We start from the raw sequence: 16798 nt of genomic DNA, 5'->3' as shown, positions 1-16798 counted from the left end.
GTGACGTTCAGGTGACGGCGTAAATTACTGGATACATTAGCCGTTAATGGGGGACGGAGCAGTTACGTAAGCGCAAGCAGCGCATATCGGTCAGGTTTGTAACCTGTTTGATACCAAGGCCACAGTGACACCGAGGTTCATGATGTCGTTGCCACTTTCCGTGCTCGGCGTTAACGCTGCAACACTACTCAATGCATTCGCATTGCTCGCCGCTTGCCCCGGCGCCTGGCTGCTGTCTGTCACGCGCCTGCGTGAACAACGCGCCCTGGCTCATTTGGCAGCGCTTAGCGAAGAGCGGGCCGTTGATCAGCCGATGCTGTTTCTGGATGTACGAACCCAGCGTGCCCAGCGCCTTGCTTACCGACTGGGTTTTGCTTGCCTCGGGTTGGCGCTGGTGGCGTCCTGGTTCAGTACCCGTCTGTAAGAACCCCGCAAATCAAATGTGGGAGCGGCGGTGCGACGATTCGACTTGCTCGCGAAGGCGGTTGTAGCCGCTGCCGAAGAATGAGGCTGCGATGGGCTTGGTGCGGCATTCCGACGTAGCGGCCCTAAGGGCGGTCCTGCGGACACGCATCGCAGCCTCGTGCCTCGGCAGCGGCTACAACCGCATTCGCGAGTAAGCCGCACCGCCGCTCCCACATGAGCGAGTCGTTACAGCGCAATCCCTGCCTTGACCCGATACTGGTTCCTCACCGGTGTCGCATATTGCTGCACCAGATACGGCCGATGTTCCGCCGGGCAGGCATTCAGCCGTCGTTCCCATTCCGCCTTCGCCTTGGCCAGTTCATCGGCCGGGAACACCTCGGCGGCGGTCGGTACCTGCAATTGCGGGTCGGCGTCGCTCCACTGGGCGTATGCCAGGTAGTGCACCGGAAACAGGCGATAACCGCCGAGGATCTGCCGGTCCATCTCGATGGCCAGCAGTTTGGTGTCTTCAAAACGCTCGGTGATCGGCAATGCGAAGTTGATGTGGACCCGGCCCTTGTAGCCGGTGATGCCCAGGGCAATGCTCACATCGTCTTCGCCCGGTACCTTGCTGTACGTGCCAGTAGTCGCGCGGATGTACAACTCGCGGGCCTTGGCCGCATCGCACGGGTCATATTCGTAGCTGATGGACACCGGCGTCAGGTTCAGCGACTGGATGACCTCGGCAAACGGTTCGTCCTTACGACTCATGTGGAACATCTTGAGGATCGCCGATTCGGTGCGGTCATCCCCGTCCTTGGCGCGGCCTTCGGCCTGCGCGATCCAGATCGACTGGCTGTCGTTGCGAATCGAATGGTTGATGTAGGCCGAAAGCAACTGATACGCCGCCATCTTCTCGCGTCGTCCGGTGATGGAGCGGTGCACGATAAAGCTCTTGTTCAAGCGCATCAGGTCGCTGACGAAGGGCTTTTGCAGCAGGTTATCGCCAATGGCAATGCGTGGCGTCGGCAGGCCGGCGTGGTAGACCGCATAGTTGACGAAGGCCGGGTCCATCACGATGTCGCGGTGGTTGGCGAGAAACACATAGGCCATGCCGGACTTGAGTTGTTCGACACCGGTATAAGTCACGCCGTCGGTGGCCCGGTCAATGGTATGGTCGACGTAGTACTCGACTTTGTCTTGCAGGGTGGCCACGGTGGTCACGCCGGCGAACTCACGGCGCAGGCGGTGGCTGATCAGGGGCTTGAGCAGCCAGCCAAAGGCACCGGCAAAGCGCGGGAAGCGAAAGTGGGTCAGGATGTCCAGAAAGGCCTTGTCACTGAACAGCCGGGCCAGCACTGCCGGGACTTCGCTGTCGTTGTAAGGTCGGATGGTATCGAATTCGCCCATCATGCTCTCTTGTTAGAAACGGCTAGGGTAAGTAAAGGTTTGGATCGATAAGTGACAGGGCGCAGTTTGAGCAAATGGCATCAAACGAAAATAGTCCTGCAAATAGACCGGCGATTATACGCACAAGTCACTTGGGAGACTGCGATGCTGGAAACCGAGCCGTACGATTGTCCTTATTGTGGTGAGCCTGTGGAGGCCGTACTGGATTTGTCCGGTGGTGATCAGACTTATATAGAAGACTGCCCGGTGTGCTGCCGGCCCATTACTTTCGTGCTACAGATTCACGGTGATGAATGGATGCTTGAAGTGCGCAGCGAGAACGAATAATGCAGCGAATCTACGAACCGGAAAATCTGATGGAAGGCGAGCTGCTCCAGCGCATGCTTGCCAGTGAGGGGATCAAGGCGCACTTGGTGGGCCGCGATTTGCTCGGTGGCGTGGGGGAGTTGCCGGTGTTTGGCCTGTTGGGGTTATCGGTCGAGGACGAGCAGGCTGACTACGCCCGGGAATTGATCACTGCCTACAATGGCGCGCTGCCTGTGCCTGGAGATGAACCCGACAGCTTCCCTGACGTGCTGGTCTGTTAGGCTGTCGGCCAGTTTCTCCAAGAGTCGTGTTGCCCCATGTGTGGACGTTATGCCCTGTTTCGCTGGAACCCCGCGTTTGCTTCCTTGCCGGGCTTTCCGGCGGACCAGCAGGCCCAGTGGAATATTTCTCCTAATGATTCGGTATTGATCCAACGTACCGCCGACGGTCAGCGCACCCTGGCGCGAGCCCGTTGGGGGCTCACGCCGCCGTGGCTCACGGATTTGTCCCGCACCCCGGCTCATGCCCGAGCAGAAACCCTGGCTGAGCAACCGATGTTTCGCGAAGCGTTCCGTCAGCGGCGCTGCCTGCTGCCGGCCAACGGTTTCTACGAATGGCGCGGTACTCAGCGCAAGCGGCCGTACTGGCTGACGCCGGGGGAGGGCTCGACGCTATTCTTTGCGGCGATCTGGGAGGCTTATCCGGTGCAGGAACAGGTGTGGTTGAGTACGGCGGTGGTCACTCAGGCCGCGCAGAGTCAGCGGCGACCGTTGATTCTCGATGCGGCGGGGCAAGAGGCATGGCTTGATCCCGAGACCCCCTTGCATGCCTTGCAGGCATTATTGGCCAGTGAGCCTGCCGTGTTACGCGAGCGGGTACTGGCCAATATGGTCAACGATCCGAAACTCAATGGGCCGGAGTGTTTGACGCCGGGTTAAACCTTGGGCGGGGTTGTGAGATGTCTCCGAAATTTGTCGGTTAAACGTCTGGTGTATCTAGCGCCGATACAATTGACCGCCTACGATACGCGCCATGTTTTCAGGGAGCGTGTCATGAAGAAATCATTAGCGGTATGTGCATTGGGCGCAGCGGTGCTGCTGGCCGGTTGTCAGTCGGTCAATACCACCAGCGGCGGTGCTGTGGGCGTTGAGCGCAAGCAGTACATGTTCAGCATGTTGTCGAGCCAGGAAGTCGACCAGATGTATGCGCAGTCCTACCAGCAGACGTTGGGGGACGCCAGCGGCAAGGGCCTGGTGGACAAGACCAGTGCCAACGCCAAGCGCGTGCAGGCGATTGCCAATCGCCTGATTGCCCAGGCACCGACCTTCCGTCCGGACGCGGCCCAGTGGAAGTGGGAAGTGAACCTGATCAAAAGCGATGAGATGAACGCCAACTGCGGGCCTGGCGGCAAGATCCTGGTCTACAGCGCGTTGATCGATAACCTTAAATTGACGGACGACGAGCTCGCCGCAGTAATGGGTCATGAAATCGCCCACGCCTTGCGTGAACACGGCCGCGAAGCCATGTCCAAGGCCTACGGTATCCAGATGGCCAAGCAGGGCGCCGGTGCGTTGTTCGGCCTGGGCCAGGACAGCCTGGCACTGGCCGATACCGTGGCCAACTACGGCATGACCTTGCCCAACAGCCGCAGCAATGAAAACGAAGCGGACTTGATCGGTCTGGAGCTGTCGGCCCGCGCCGGTTATAACCCGAACGCGGCGATTACCCTGTGGAACAAGATGGCCAAGGCTTCCGAGGGCGCGCCACCTGAGTTCATGAGTACTCACCCGGCCTCCGACAGCCGGATCGCCTCGTTGCAGGCGGCAATTCCGAAGGTGATGCCGTTGTATCAGCAGGCCAAGAAGTCCTGATCTGTAAGGCTGCAATGCAAGTCTGAATGTGGGAGCGAGCAAGTCGAATCGTCGCACCGCCGCTCCCACATTGGATTGCGTTTACAACCAGCCGCTACTTTGCATGGCCTTGTAGACAGCAACGATTGCCAGGACGAAAAACGCCGTGGCCGCCAAGCGACGAATCAACGTCAACGGCAATTTATCTGCCGCGAAATTCCCCGCCAGTACCACCGGCACGTTGGCAATCAGCATGCCCAGCGTCGTACCGATAATCACCAGCCACAGCTCCGGGTATTGCGCCGCCAGCATGACGGTAGCGATCTGCGTCTTGTCACCGATCTCTGCGAGGAAGAACGCAATCAATGTGGTCAGGAACGGCCCGAACTTGCGAGTGGTGCTGGCTTCGTCGTCATCGAGCTTGTCCGGCACCAAGGTCCACAGAGCCGTGGCGCAAAAGCTCGCGGCGAGAATCCAGTGCAGCATCGCATTTGAGAAGAAGCTGCCAAACCAGGCGCCCACGGCGCCAGCGGCCGCATGGTTGGCCAGGGTCGCAGCAATGATGCCGGCGATGATCGGCCAGGGTTTGCGAAAGCGTGCAGCGAGAACGAGGGCGAGCAGTTGCGTCTTGTCGCCAATTTCGGCCAAGGCAACGATTGCGGTAGGGACGAGCAGAGAATCCAGCATCAGGTAAGTTCCAGGGGCGGGTCGACACGGCTATGACACGTACAGCCTTCCCGCCCCGGGTAAGGTGTTCGTGTCATAGGTCTTGTCAAACCCCGGTCCGTCTGTGCGGACTCCTGGGTCGCATACGCCATGGTCTGTTGACCAAGTATGTTGACGTATGCCGGACGAGCATGGCGCTCGTGGGAGACTACTCCCCTAGGACGGAGCGGATTCTGCCTAGGCAAAATCCATTCGGCAAGCCTTCTTTTTCAAAAAGCCGTCAAGGGCGTTTGGCACGGTAAATGCGAAATCCCTGGCCTTCGGCCTTGATTGCACACACGCCCAGATGCTCTTCGATCAGCGGTTGGTATTTCAGGAAGCTGTTGGCTACCAGTCGAAGTTCGCCACCTTTTGCCAGATGTTTTGCTGCTTTTCGCAGCAAGTTCTCCGTGGCGTGATAGTCGGTGTGCACCCCGACATGAAACGGCGGATTGCTCAAAATCGTGTTCAGGCCCATCGGCGCGGCGTCGATGCCATCACCGGTCAGCACCTCGGCGTCCAGGCCGTTGGCGGCCAACGTCAGGCGACTGCTGGCCGCCGCAAAGGCGTCCACATCCAGCAGGGTGACCGTATTGTGGGGATAGCGCCGTTTGACCGCCGCGCCCAGAACGCCCGCGCCGCAACCGAAGTCCAGCAAATGACCGCTTGGCAATTTATCCAGATGCTCCAACAGCAGTTCGGTGCCGCGATCAAGACGACCGTGGCTGAATACGCCTGGCAGGCTCACGACCTTGAGCGGCCCCTCGGCCAGTGGCACCTCGAAGACCTCGGCCAGGCTTTCCAACTCCACGGCTTGCGGGGCGTTGGCCACGGTGACTTGCCACAACTGGCAGTGCCGCGCGTTGTCGAGTTTGCGGGGTTTACCGAAGGGGATCAGTTGTTTGGCGGCACTTTCGATGCCGCCCTTTTTTTCCCCTACCAGATACAGCTCTTTACCGGGCAGGCGTGCGGCCACGGCATTGAGCAGGTAGTCGGCCAGGTCCTTGGACTTGGGCAGGAACACGACGGCCGAGTCGAATGAACGCTCGGGCACATTCACGCCAAAATGGCTGCGCTCGGCAAAACGCGCGTCCAGCGCTGCCTGATCGCCGGCATGCCAGCACCAGCCATGGGCGTTGGGCAGTCGACCCAGCAGGTCGTCGGCGGGTAGGCCTACCAGCAGCAAGTCACCTTGAAAAAGTTCGGTCTGACGAAGCAGTACTTCACTGCGCGGATCCATGGTCTGCTCCTTGAAAAGGGGCGCAGTTTATCAACTGACGACGCGCCGTGGGGCGCCGCTGAAAAAGCCTCGGGCATTTTCCGTCAATTGGCCGACAATCCGCTGCCGGGCTTCGCGGCTGGCCCAGGCGATATGAGGTGTGACGATCAGGCGCGGGATGTCGGCAGCCAGCAGCGGGTTGCCGGCGGTCGGCGGTTCAACGCTCAACACGTCGGTGGCCGCGCCGCCCAGGTGACCGCTGCGCAAGGCATCGGCCAGGGCCTGTTCGTCGATCAGACCGCCGCGTGCGGTGTTGACCACAAACGCGCCAGGCTTGAGCAGTGCCAGCTCACGGGCACCGATGAAGTGGTGGGTGTGTTCGTTGAGCGGGCAGTGCAGGGTCAGAGCGTCAACCTGCGGCAGCAATTCATCCAGCGGCATTCGATTGGCGCGGGCCGGGCGTCCTGGTATTGCCCCCAGCACAACGCGCATACCAAAGGCTTCGGCCAGGCGTGCAACGGCGCCCCCTAGTTCGCCATGCCCCAGCAGGCCGAGGGTTTTGCCTTCCAGTTCGACGATGGGGTAGTCCAGCAGGCAGAACTGTTTGGCCTGCTGCCACAGCCCGGCATCGACATCCCGTTGATAGTCCTTCAAGCGCGTCGCCAGATTGAGCAGCAACATCAGGGTGTGTTGGGCCACCGACGGCGTGCCGTAACCCTGGCAATTGCTCACGGTAATGCCCTGGGCACGGGCGGCGGCGAGGTCGACGTTGTTGGTGCCGGTGGCGGCGATCAGGATCAGTTTCAACTCGGGGCAGGCCGCCAGGGTTTCGGCGTTGAGCAAGATCTTGTTACTGATCGCCACTTGGGCGCCTTGCAGGCGTTCGACCACGTTTTGCGGGGTGGTTTGTTCCCACAACTGCAAGTCGCTGAAATGTTCCCGCAACCCGCTCAGGTCGAGGTCCCCCAAGTCCAGGGAAGGGTGATCGAGGAAGACGGCGCGGCGATTGTTCGTCATCAACTGTACCTTTTGCGGCTGGGTTCGAAGGCGTAATCTGCCGAGCCTATCAGATGAAATAATCAGTTACTTCCTGGAGTGTGCATGTACCTCACCGAGTTCTTGACCGTGGCCTTGATTCACTTGCTGGCGGTGGCCAGCCCGGGGCCGGATTTCGCCGTGGTGGTACGTGAGAGCGTGACTCATGGCCGTCGCGCCGGGACCTGGACGGCGTTGGGTGTCGGTTCGGCGATTTTCCTGCATGTAGGCTATTCGTTGCTTGGTATCGGTCTGATCGTTTCCCAGTCCATTGTGTTGTTCAACGCGCTGAAGTGGGCGGCGGCGGCCTACCTGCTGTACATCGGTTTCAAGGCGTTGCGTGCTCAGCCAGCCAAGCCTTCAAGTGAAGACGATTTGCACCGTGAAGCGGGTGAGCGCACTGCGCGTGGGGCGTTTACCTCGGGGTTTGTCACTAATGGGTTGAACCCCAAGGCGACGCTGTTTTTCCTGTCGCTGTTTACGGTGGTTATCAATCCCCATACACCGCTGGCGGTTCAGGCGGGTTATGGGGTTTACCTGGCGGTGGCTACGGCGCTTTGGTTCTGTCTGGTGGCCATGTTGTTCAGCCAGCAGCGGGTGCGTGCAGGGTTTGCGCGGATGGGGCATTGGTTCGATCGGGGCATGGGGGCGGTGCTGATTGCAATCGGTGTGAAGCTGGCATTTACCAGCATGAAATAACCTGGGTGCTGGCGCAAAGCTAGCATTCACGACGTTCAGCAAATCATTCCTTTGGCTGATTTGGCAGGCGCGCAAGGGCTCTAAAGTGCAAATCTTTCAGCCAGACCGTGCAGTCAGATAAGGGATTAGTATGTTGCAGACTCGTGTTATCCCGCCCGCCGAAGGCGCTTACCAGTACCCGTTGTTGATCAAACGCCTGTTGATGTCCGGTACCCGCTACGAGAAAACACGGGAAATCGTCTACCGCGACAAACTGCGTTACACCTATCCGACCCTGATCGAGCGCGTTGCCCGGCTGGCCAACGTGCTGACGGCTGCCGGGGTCAAGGCCGGTGACACCGTCGCAGTAATGGATTGGGACAGTCACCGTTACCTGGAATGCATGTTTGCCATCCCGATGATCGGCGCGGTGATCCACACCATCAACGTGCGTCTGTCGCCGGAGCAGATTCTCTACACCATGAACCACGCCGAGGACCGTTTCGTGCTGGTCAACAGCGAGTTCGTGGGGCTGTATCAAGCCATCGCCGGGCACCTGACCACCGTCGACAAAACCCTGCTGTTGACCGATGACGAGGAAAAAACCGCCGAACTGCCCAACCTGGTGGGCGAGTACGAAAGCCTGCTGGCGGCGGCCAGTCCCACGTACGACTTCCAGGATTTTGACGAAAATTCGGTGGCCACCACCTTTTACACCACCGGTACCACCGGCAATCCCAAGGGCGTGTACTTCACCCATCGCCAACTGGTACTGCACACCATCGGCGTGGCAACCATCATGGGCAGCGTCGACAGCGTGCGCCTGTTGGGCACCAACGACGTCTACATGCCCATCACGCCGATGTTCCACGTGCATGCCTGGGGCTTGCCGTATGTGGCCACGATGCTTGGCCTGAAACAGGTCTACCCCGGCCGTTACGACCCAGAGTACCTGGTGGAGTTGTGGCGCAAGGAGAAGGTCACGTTCTCCCATTGCGTGCCGACGATCCTGCAAATGGTGCTCAACGCCAAGGCGGGTCAGGGTGTCGATTTTGGCGGCTGGAAAATCGTCATTGGCGGCAGCGCACTCAATCGTTCGCTGTATGAGGCGTCCAAGGCGCGGGGTATTCAACTGACCGCCGCCTATGGGATGTCCGAGACCGGCCCGTTGGTGTCCTGTGCCCACCTCAACGAAGAGTTGATGGCCGGCAGCGAAGACGAACGCATTACCTATCGCATCAAGGCCGGTGTGCCCGGGCCGTTGGTGGAGGCGGCGATCATCGATGCGGACGGCAATTTCCTGCCCGCCGACGGCGAGTCCCAAGGCGAACTGGTGCTGCGTGCGCCATGGCTCAGCGAAGGTTATTTCAACGAGCCGCAAAAGGGCGCCGAGCTGTGGGCCGGTGGCTGGATGCACACGGGTGATGTGGCGACGCTCGATGCCTTTGGTGTGATCGATATTCGTGACCGCATCAAGGATGTGATCAAGACGGGAGGCGAGTGGATCTCCTCCCTGGCCCTCGAAGACCTGGTCAGCCGTCACCCGGCGGTACGCGAAGTAGCGGTGGTGGGGATTGCTGACCCGCAGTGGGGCGAGCGCCCGTTTGCCTTGCTGGTGGTGCGTGATGGCCATGTGATTGGGGCGAAGGAGCTCAAGGAGCACCTCAAGCCGTTTGTCGAATTGGGCCATCTGAGCAAATGGGCGATCCCGAGCCAGATTGCCGTTGTTACGGAAATTCCCAAGACCAGCGTCGGTAAACTCGACAAAAAACGTATCCGTGTCGACATCATTGAATGGCAAGCCAACAACAGCACTTTCCTTTCTACCCTCTGAGGCATTTCGCCGTGCCTTCGCGGGCACGGCGGCGCTCTAACACAAGCCTTCAACTTGTTTATTCGAAATTTTCAGCCATCCTTGCCGCGCCGGCTCTCGCTGGTATGGCGAAAGGACTGTGGCAGACGGGTTGGTGATGCAAATCACACTTTAGAGGGATCAAGTGGTACCCCCTGCTGGCTATAGTCCATCCCAGAGTTTTCACGGATGCGGTGCGGCGGACCTGCGCAGGTTCGGTTGTCACCCGGCTTTGGAATCGTTGTATTCCCGCCGTTACAAGCGTCCAGGAAAAAGCTCACTGCCATAACAATAATGCACATGGAGTAGCGTCGATGACCTCAGTAAACCAGTTCTGGCGCCGGGCGAGACTGCCCTTGGCCGTCAGTCTTGCTTCTACGCTCGCCGGGCCGGCATTCGGCGTCAGTTTTAACATTGGTGAAGTCGAAGGCAGCTTCGACTCGTCCCTGTCGGTAGGCGCCAGTTGGTCCACCGCCAAACCCAACAAAGACCTGATCGGCGCCAACAACGGCGGCCGGGGTTTGTCCCAGACCTCCGATGACGCGCACTTGAACTTCAAGCGCGGGGAAACGTTCTCGAAGATCTTCAAGGGCATTCATGACCTGGAACTGAAGTACGGCGACACCGGCGTGTTTGTACGTGGCAAGTACTGGTACGACTTTGAACTCAAGGACGAAAGCCGTCCGTTCAAGGACATCAGCGACAACAACCGCAAAGAGGGCGCCAAGTCCTCCGGCGGGCAAATTCTCGACGCCTTCGTTTACCACAACTACTCCATTGCCGATCAGCCGGGTAACGTGCGCTTCGGTAAGCAAGTCGTGAGCTGGGGTGAAAGTACATTCATCGGTGGCGGCATCAACTCCATCAACCCGATCGACGTGTCCGCGTTCCGTCGTCCGGGGGCTGAAATCAAGGAAGGCTTGATTCCGGTCAACATGTTCTATGTGTCGCAGACCCTGACCGATAACTTGTCGGCAGAAGCGTTCTACCAGTTGGAGTGGGACCAGACCGTAGTGGATAACTGCGGTACGTTCTTCTCACAGCCCGACGTTATTGCCGATGGCTGCAGCAACAACTTGCGGGTCTTGAACAAGCGCTCGACCATTCCGGGTGCTGCAATGCCGACCCTCAATGCTCTGGGTGTGAATGTGAACGACGAAGGGGTTCTGGTGCGTCGTGGCCCGGACCGTGATGCGCGGGACAGTGGCCAGTTCGGCGTGGCCATGCACTACAACTTCGAACCGTTGGATACCGAGTTCGGCGCGTACTTCATGAACTACCACAGCCGTGCACCGATCTTCAGTGCCCAAGGTGCGCCGTCCTCGGCTTACACCCGGCCGCTGGGGCCTTTAGCGGCACTTCGGCCGTTGATTGTCGCGGGCAGCTCCAACTATTTCGTCGAGTACCCGGAAGACATTCGCCTCTACGGCCTGAGCTTCTCCACCACGCTGCCTACCGGCACCGCCTGGAGTGGCGAGTTGAGCTATCGGCCAAACGCACCCGTACAACTGAGCACCACCGACATCCTCTACGCGGGCGTCACACCGATTCCTGGTTACGGTAACGCTTCGGTGTTGAAAGGCTCTCCAGGCCAAGACCTACATGGCTACAACCGTAAGGAAGTGACCCAGTTCCAGACGACGTTCACGCACTTCTTTGATCAGGTCATGGGCGCCAGCCGCCTGACCACGGTCGGTGAAATTGGTATTACCCACGTCGGCGGGCTGGAAAGCAAAAACGAGGCACGTTATGGCCGTGACCCGGTCTTCGGTCCAGGCACTCTGCCGGGTGGATTCTGTGCCGCCCTCAACAATTCGACGGCCACCGGCGCCGGTTTGCCCAATGCCGCAGGCCTGAACACCAACTGCAACAACGACGGTTACACCACCGCGACCTCCTGGGGCTATCGCGCCAGGGCGATCTGGGAATACCCGGATGTGTTTGCCGGCGTCAACCTCAAGCCCAATGTGGCTTGGTCTCATGACGTGAAGGGTTATTCGCCAGGCCCTGGCGGCAACTTCGAAGAAGGCCGCAAGGCAGTCAGCCTGGGTGTGGATGCCGAATACCAGAACACCTACACCGCCAGCCTGAACTACACCAACTTCTTTGGTGGCAAATTCAGCACAGTGGATGACCGCGACTTCTTAGCTCTTAGTGTTGGTGTGAACTTCTAAGCACATGCATTTCAGGAAGACCAGAATATGAAAATAACTAAAAGTCTGTTGCACGTGGGTGTGCTTGGGCTGTCGATCATGGCCTGCAACGCCATGGCGGCCGTATCGGCGGATGAAGCGTCAAAGCTGGGCACGACCCTGACCCCGATGGGCGCAGAAATGGCCGGTAACGCGGCGGGCACCATCCCTAAATGGTCACCGATGCCAACCAATGCTGGCGCCGTGGATGCTCGAGGCTTTCTGGCCAACCCATACGCCAGTGAGCAACCGCAGTTCACCATCACTGCGCAGAACGTAGAGCAGTACAAAGACAAGCTGGCCCCGGGGCAGTACGCAATGTTCAAGCGCTACCCGGAAACCTTCAAGATGCCGGTCTATCCGACCCATCGCGGTGCTACGGTGCCGGCCGATGTGTTCGCCTCCATCAAGAAAAACGCCACCAACACCAACCTGGTGTCCGGCGGCAACGGCTTGGAAAATTTCGAAACCGCCGTGCCTTTCCCTATTCCGAAAAGCGGCGTCGAAGTCATCTGGAACCACATCACCCGCTATCGCGGTGGCAGCGTGACCCGTCTGGTGACTCAGGCCACGCCACAAACCAACGGCTCGTTCAGCCTGGTGTACTTCCGCGACCAGTTCGTGTTCCGCGACAAGATGAAGGACTACGACCCGAAAAACCCGGGCAACATCCTGTTCTACTTCAAGCAACAAGTGACTGCGCCGGCACGTCTGGCCGGTGGTGTGCTGCTGGTGCATGAAACCCTGGATCAGGTGAAGGAACCACGTTCGGCGTGGGTCTACAACGCCGGCCAGCGCCGTGTGCGTCGTGCGCCGCAGGTGTCTTATGACGGCCCGGGGACTGCCGCCGATGGCCTGCGTACCTCCGACAACCTTGATATGTACAACGGCGCACCGGACCGCTACGACTGGAAGCTGGAAGGCAAGAAGGAAATCTACATCGCCTCCAACAGCTACAAGATCGACGATCCGAAGCTCAAGTATGTCGACATCATCAAGGCTGGCCATATCAATCAGGACCTGACTCGCTACGAGCTGCGTCGGGTCTGGCATGTGGTCGCCACCTTGAAGGAAGGCCAGCGTCACATCTACGCCAAACGTGACTTCTACATCGATGAAGACACCTGGCAAGCCGCTGTCATTGACCATTACGACGGCCGTGGCCAACTGTGGCGTGTGGCGGAAGCTCATGCTGAGAACTACTACGACAAGCAAGTGCCGTGGTACTCCCTGGAAACCCTCTACGACCTGCAGTCCGGCCGCTACCTGGCACTGGGCATGAAGAACGAAGAGAAGCAGGCCTATGACTTCGGCTTCACCGCCACCACCAGCGACTTCACCCCGGCCGCCCTGCGTCAGGATGGGGTTCGCTAACCCGCCGTAACAGAGGCCGCATCCTCGGGTGTGGGAGCCGGGCTTGCCCGCGATAGCATCACTTCGGTGTATCTGACACACCGAGGTGCCTGTATCGCGGGCAAGCCCGGCTCCCACATTTTATTTGCGTTTTTTGAAATACCGAGCCCAGCCGGGTAATGGAAACTCCCGGTTATGTTTTGTTGTAGTCTTTTTCAGACAATTGTTGCAAAGATCTACAAAGCTGCCGCTTTTACCGCTAGTCTGCGGACATCTGCAATGCCGACAACAGCCTTCTACAAGAGCCCGGCGATGACTGATCTGTCCCGAATCCAAGGGCCTGCCAGTGCGGTGATTCCCACCCTGGAAGGTCGCTTCTATCGACCCCCGCTGCCTGACGGCTACGTGTTGCGACCACGCCTGTGCGAACGCCTGAGCGAAGGGTTGGGTGGCCGCCTGTTATTGGTCAGCGCGCCGGCGGGCTTCGGCAAGAGTTCGTTGGCGGTTGAGTTCTGCCAAAGCCTGCCGGTGCACTGGCAAAGTCTGTGGCTGGGCTTGAGCGCCAGGGACAACGATCCAGGGCGTTTTCTCGAGCGTCTGCTCGACGGCCTGCAGCAATATTTCCCTCAAATAGGCGCCCAGTCGTTGGGCCTGCTGAAAATGCGTCAGCGGCATCAGCCGTTCGCCTTTGAAGAGTGGCTCGACGGGCTGCTTGATGAATTGACGATGCACCTGTCCACCCGCGAGCCCCTGCTGCTGGTGCTGGATGACTATCATCTGGCCCAGGGCCCGGTACTCGACCGTTGTCTGCAGTTTTTCCTCAATCATTTGCCTGATGGGCTGCTGGTGATGGTGACCAGCCGCCAGCGCCCCGACTGGCACCTGGCGCGGTTGCGACTGTCCCGGCACTTGCTGGAACTGCATGAGCAGGACTTGCGGCTGACCAACGATGAGTCTCTGGCCTTGCTCGACCGCCACAGCAGTTCATTGCGCGGCGAAGCCCTGGATAACCTTATCCGCCGTAGCGAAGGCTGGGTCGCCGGCCTGCGTTTCTGGTTGTTGGCCGCCTCCGAAGCCGGCAACGACGGTGCCTTGCCCCAGGGTTTGCACGGTGGTGAGGGGCTGATCCGCGACTATCTGCTGGAGGAGGTGATCGACTGCTTGCCTGTGGAAGTGCAGTCATTCCTCTATGACACCGCGCCTCAGGAACGCTTTTGCAGCGGACTGTGCGACGCCCTGCGTGAAGCGCACGACAGCGCGGAGATCTTGCGTTATCTGCAAGCTCACCAAGTCTTTCTGGTGCCACTGGACGAGCAGGGGCACTGGTTCCGTTATCACCATCTGTTTTCCGATTTGCTGCGTACCCGACGTGCCGCTAACGCCGTATTGCCGATTGCCAGCCTGCATTTGCGGGCTTGCCGCTGGTTCAATGCCCAGGGCCTGATCGATGAGGCGGTAGAGCAGGCGTTGCGCGCCGGCCATCTGGATGTGGCGGCGAACCTGGTGCAAAACCTTTCGGAAGAGCAACTGCTGGCCGAGCAAAACGTCGGCATGCTCCTGCGCTGGAAGATGGACTTGCCCGACAGCCTATTGATCAGCACGCCGCGCTTGATCGTGCTCTATAGCTGGGCCCTGGGCCTGGCTTGTCAGCTGGATGCGGCCGAAGAGTTGTCCAGTCATCTCAGCCGTTTCCTGCCGGCCCCGTCGGCCACCGCCCAGAAGTCGATGCTGGCCCAGTGGCTGGCCCTTAGCGGGATCATTGCCCGTGGGCGCGGTAACCGTGAATTGACCCAGCTGTATTGCACCGAGGCGTTGGAGAGCCTGCCGCAGAAACGTTACGGCCAACGGCTGATGTGCTTGTCCACGCTGTCTAATTTGGCGATTGTCGATGCCGACCTGTGGCGTGCCCGTGGTTTGAACCGCGATTCGCTGGAGTTGGCGCAGCGGGTCGGTAATCCACTGTTCGAGGCCCTGGCTCATTACGACCGCGCGCGGGTGTTGCAGGCGCGCGGAGAGATCCAGCGCTCCCTGGATGAAGTCCGTCAGGGCCTGCAACGCTTGAATGGGTTAGCGCCTCAACGCTTGTACGCGGTGCGTGCCCGCCTGGCGTTGTATGAAGGTTATTTGCTGCTGGTGCGCTGCCAGCCAGAGGCTGCCATTGTCCGCTTGCGCGCTGGCTTGAGCGAGGCCCGCGCCTGCCGGGACATCAGTGTTTTGATCGGTCATTGCGTGATCGCCAACTTCGAAGGCCGTCGCGGGGATTTCCCTCTGGCGTTTGCCGAATTGGCCGAAGCCGAGCGCTTGATGCACATCTGGGATGTGCCGCCGATCTATTACCTGGCGATGATTACCCTGATCAAATGCGAGCTGTGGCTGGCGCAGGGGCGTACAGACTTGGCCGACGCCTGGCTGACACGTCTGGGGCAAACGTATAACGGTGAGCAGGCGGCGGCCGCGCCGGAGTTCCATCCACACCTGCCGCAACATATCGAACTGCAACAAGCTGCGCTGGATGCCATTCGCCATCAGCCTTCTGCCGCACTGCAGCGGCTCGAAGAGCTGGCGCGACAGGCCCACAACAATGGGCGGCAGATGATCGCGCTGATGGCGTTGACCCAGCAGACGCAATTGTTGCTGGAGAGTGGTCAGGAGCCACAGGCGCGCCAAGTGTTTGCCCGAGCACTTGAAGCCGCGGCGGGTGGGGCGCTGCAGCCTTTTGAGCGTCTACTGGAACGTTATCCCGACTGGATGCGGGAACAATTGGGCCGTGACGCTCAGGGTCTGCTGAACCAAAGCCTGCTGGCACTCTTGCCAGCCATGGCATATGTCGAGATTGCGCCTACCCATGAAACCTTGAGCGTGCGCGAGCTGGCAGTGCTGCACTTGATCGCCCAGGGCTGTTCGAACCAGGAAATCAGCAACCAGCTGTTTATCTCGTTGCATACGGTCAAGACTCACGCCAGTCATATCAACAGCAAGCTTGGGGTGGAGCGCCGCACCCAGGCGGTAGCTCGGGCGCAGGAGATGGGGTTGTTGGGGTAGGCCTCGGGCATTTTGTGCCAGAATCGGCATCATCACAGCATACCGAGCCCGTTTGATGTCCCAGCCTCCTGCCCTGATTCGCGAAACCTTCCCTGTCGGCCCGTTGCAGTGCAATTGCACCATCATCGGCGACCCCATCAGCAAAAAGGCCATCGTGGTCGATCCGGGCGGCAACCATGAACTGATCCTGGCGCGGCTGGATGCGCTGGGCTTGAAAGTGGTGAGCATCATTCACACCCACGCTCATCTTGATCACTTCCTGGCGTCCGGCCAGTTGAAGGAAAAGACCGGCGCCACGTTGCACTTGCACAAGGAGGATCAATTTCTCTGGGACAACCTGGAAATGCAGTGCCAGATGTTCCGTGTGCCCTACACCCCGGTGCCGTCGCCGGACCACTGGTTGGAGGATGAAGAAGAACTCGCCTGCGGATGTGGGGTGGCCTTGCACACACCTGGGCACACTCCGGGGTCTATGAGTTTTTGGTTTGCCGACGCCAAATTGTTGATCGCCGGGGACACATTGTTTCGGCGTGGCGTGGGGCGTACCGATTTATGGGGTGGGGACCAGGCGACTATTGTGCGTTCGATCAAGCAACGGTTGTACACGCTGGATGAGGGCGCGACGGTAGTGACCGGTCATGGTCCGGACACGCGGTTGGGAGATGAGATGCGCGAGAACCCTTTTGTCAGGGCTTGAAGGGCAGGGGGGTATTTTTCCTGACACCAAGTGATGACGATCTGACGATACTTA

Annotated in this window: 15 protein-coding genes and 1 riboswitch; of the genes, 11 read left to right on the top strand and 4 right to left on the bottom strand. The window is 59.5% G+C overall.

The annotated features are described in order from the left end of the window. Positions 1 to 139 precede the first annotated feature (139 nt). Positions 140 to 424 (top strand): hypothetical protein, encoded by a 285-nt coding sequence (locus tag J7E41_RS02875; protein WP_214989987.1) that lies wholly within the window; start codon positions 140 to 142, stop codon positions 422 to 424. Positions 425 to 651: 227 nt separating this feature from the next. On the opposite strand, the gene J7E41_RS02870 is transcribed toward J7E41_RS02875, so the two are convergent. Next, positions 652 to 1815: a 1-acyl-sn-glycerol-3-phosphate acyltransferase gene (locus J7E41_RS02870; protein WP_214989985.1), complete on the bottom strand. Its 1164-nt coding sequence runs from the start codon at positions 1813 to 1815 to the stop codon at positions 652 to 654. A 144-nt stretch (positions 1816 to 1959) separates the two neighbouring features. Here J7E41_RS02870 and J7E41_RS02865 point away from each other — a divergent pair, with 144 nt between their 5' ends. From J7E41_RS02865 to J7E41_RS02850, 4 genes are all read left to right on the top strand, one after another. Then, positions 1960 to 2142 (top strand): CPXCG motif-containing cysteine-rich protein, encoded by a 183-nt coding sequence (locus J7E41_RS02865; protein ID WP_214989984.1) that lies wholly within the window; start codon positions 1960 to 1962, stop codon positions 2140 to 2142. Beyond that, positions 2142 to 2402: a putative signal transducing protein gene (locus J7E41_RS02860; protein WP_214989982.1), complete on the top strand. Its 261-nt coding sequence runs from the start codon at positions 2142 to 2144 to the stop codon at positions 2400 to 2402. The genes J7E41_RS02865 and J7E41_RS02860 overlap by 1 nt, the downstream gene beginning before the upstream one ends. Positions 2403 to 2438: 36 nt before the next feature. After that, a complete protein-coding gene (locus J7E41_RS02855) occupies positions 2439 to 3059 on the top strand; it encodes an SOS response-associated peptidase (RefSeq protein ID WP_214989980.1) in 621 nt (206 codons plus the stop codon). Between the two features lie 114 nt (positions 3060 to 3173). Next, positions 3174 to 3992, top strand: a complete 819-nt coding sequence (locus tag J7E41_RS02850) for a M48 family metallopeptidase (protein ID WP_214989978.1) — start codon at positions 3174 to 3176, stop codon at positions 3990 to 3992. An 81-nt stretch (positions 3993 to 4073) separates the two neighbouring features. Here the strand turns inward: J7E41_RS02850 and J7E41_RS02845 are convergent, their stop codons facing one another. From J7E41_RS02845 to J7E41_RS02835, 3 genes are all read right to left on the bottom strand, one after another. Continuing rightward, positions 4074 to 4658 (bottom strand): TMEM165/GDT1 family protein, encoded by a 585-nt coding sequence (locus tag J7E41_RS02845; RefSeq protein WP_214989977.1) that lies wholly within the window; start codon positions 4656 to 4658, stop codon positions 4074 to 4076. An 87-nt stretch (positions 4659 to 4745) separates the two neighbouring features. Continuing rightward, a riboswitch (yybP-ykoY riboswitch) is annotated at positions 4746 to 4867 on the bottom strand. A 50-nt stretch (positions 4868 to 4917) separates the two neighbouring features. Further along, positions 4918 to 5916, bottom strand: coding sequence for a class I SAM-dependent methyltransferase (locus J7E41_RS02840; protein ID WP_214989975.1), 999 nt, complete (start codon positions 5914 to 5916; stop codon positions 4918 to 4920). 30 nt (positions 5917 to 5946) lie between these two features. Beyond that, positions 5947 to 6912 (bottom strand): 2-hydroxyacid dehydrogenase, encoded by a 966-nt coding sequence (locus J7E41_RS02835; protein ID WP_214989973.1) that lies wholly within the window; start codon positions 6910 to 6912, stop codon positions 5947 to 5949. Between the two features lie 84 nt (positions 6913 to 6996). On the opposite strand from J7E41_RS02835, the gene J7E41_RS02830 reads away from it, so the two are divergent. From J7E41_RS02830 to J7E41_RS02805, 6 genes are all read left to right on the top strand, one after another. Beyond that, the gene (locus J7E41_RS02830; RefSeq protein WP_214989971.1) at positions 6997 to 7629 is read left to right on the top strand and encodes a LysE family translocator; all 633 of its coding nucleotides are present in this window, start codon (positions 6997 to 6999) and stop codon (positions 7627 to 7629) included. Positions 7630 to 7759: 130 nt separating this feature from the next. After that, positions 7760 to 9442 carry a fatty acid--CoA ligase gene (locus tag J7E41_RS02825; RefSeq protein WP_214989969.1) on the top strand — a complete coding sequence of 561 codons (1683 nt, stop codon included), beginning with the start codon at positions 7760 to 7762 and terminating at the stop codon, positions 9440 to 9442. A 332-nt stretch (positions 9443 to 9774) separates the two neighbouring features. Then, positions 9775 to 11634 (top strand): DUF1302 domain-containing protein, encoded by a 1860-nt coding sequence (locus J7E41_RS02820; RefSeq protein ID WP_214989967.1) that lies wholly within the window; start codon positions 9775 to 9777, stop codon positions 11632 to 11634. A 27-nt stretch (positions 11635 to 11661) separates the two neighbouring features. Continuing rightward, on the top strand, positions 11662 to 13026 hold the full coding sequence (locus J7E41_RS02815) for a DUF1329 domain-containing protein (protein ID WP_214989965.1): 1365 nt from the start codon (positions 11662 to 11664) through the stop codon (positions 13024 to 13026). 291 nt (positions 13027 to 13317) lie between these two features. Then, entirely contained in the window at positions 13318 to 16047 is a 2730-nt protein-coding gene (locus J7E41_RS02810; RefSeq protein WP_214989963.1) for a LuxR C-terminal-related transcriptional regulator, read from the top strand. 55 nt (positions 16048 to 16102) lie between these two features. After that, the gene (locus J7E41_RS02805; RefSeq protein ID WP_214989961.1) at positions 16103 to 16744 is read left to right on the top strand and encodes an MBL fold metallo-hydrolase; all 642 of its coding nucleotides are present in this window, start codon (positions 16103 to 16105) and stop codon (positions 16742 to 16744) included. Positions 16745 to 16798 lie beyond the last annotated feature (54 nt).

It is taken from the genome of Pseudomonas fluorescens (assembly GCF_018614655.1).
GTDB lineage: Bacteria > Pseudomonadota > Gammaproteobacteria > Pseudomonadales > Pseudomonadaceae > Aquipseudomonas > Aquipseudomonas fluorescens_BX.
This window is presented reverse-complemented; position numbering and strand designations above follow the sequence as displayed.

Bases quoted from the DNA above. Each gene is read 5' to 3' on its own strand.
- J7E41_RS02825 (WP_214989969.1), top strand. From the start codon at position 7,760: ATGTTGCAGACTCGTGTTATCCCGCCCGCCGAAGGCGCTTACCAGTAC.
- J7E41_RS02860 (WP_214989982.1), top strand. From the start codon at position 2,142: ATGCAGCGAATCTACGAACCGGAAAATCTGATGGAAGGCGAGCTGCTC.
- J7E41_RS02835 (WP_214989973.1), bottom strand. From the start codon at position 6,912: ATGACGAACAATCGCCGCGCCGTCTTCCTCGATCACCCTTCCCTGGAC.
- J7E41_RS02815 (WP_214989965.1), top strand. From the start codon at position 11,662: ATGAAAATAACTAAAAGTCTGTTGCACGTGGGTGTGCTTGGGCTGTCG.
- J7E41_RS02805 (WP_214989961.1), top strand. From the start codon at position 16,103: ATGTCCCAGCCTCCTGCCCTGATTCGCGAAACCTTCCCTGTCGGCCCG.
- J7E41_RS02875 (WP_214989987.1), top strand. From the start codon at position 140: ATGATGTCGTTGCCACTTTCCGTGCTCGGCGTTAACGCTGCAACACTA.
- J7E41_RS02810 (WP_214989963.1), top strand. From the start codon at position 13,318: ATGACTGATCTGTCCCGAATCCAAGGGCCTGCCAGTGCGGTGATTCCC.
- J7E41_RS02850 (WP_214989978.1), top strand. From the start codon at position 3,174: ATGAAGAAATCATTAGCGGTATGTGCATTGGGCGCAGCGGTGCTGCTG.
- J7E41_RS02830 (WP_214989971.1), top strand. From the start codon at position 6,997: ATGTACCTCACCGAGTTCTTGACCGTGGCCTTGATTCACTTGCTGGCG.
- J7E41_RS02845 (WP_214989977.1), bottom strand. From the start codon at position 4,658: ATGCTGGATTCTCTGCTCGTCCCTACCGCAATCGTTGCCTTGGCCGAA.
- J7E41_RS02865 (WP_214989984.1), top strand. From the start codon at position 1,960: ATGCTGGAAACCGAGCCGTACGATTGTCCTTATTGTGGTGAGCCTGTG.
- J7E41_RS02855 (WP_214989980.1), top strand. From the start codon at position 2,439: ATGTGTGGACGTTATGCCCTGTTTCGCTGGAACCCCGCGTTTGCTTCC.
- J7E41_RS02840 (WP_214989975.1), bottom strand. From the start codon at position 5,916: ATGGATCCGCGCAGTGAAGTACTGCTTCGTCAGACCGAACTTTTTCAA.
- J7E41_RS02870 (WP_214989985.1), bottom strand. From the start codon at position 1,815: ATGGGCGAATTCGATACCATCCGACCTTACAACGACAGCGAAGTCCCG.
- J7E41_RS02820 (WP_214989967.1), top strand. From the start codon at position 9,775: ATGACCTCAGTAAACCAGTTCTGGCGCCGGGCGAGACTGCCCTTGGCC.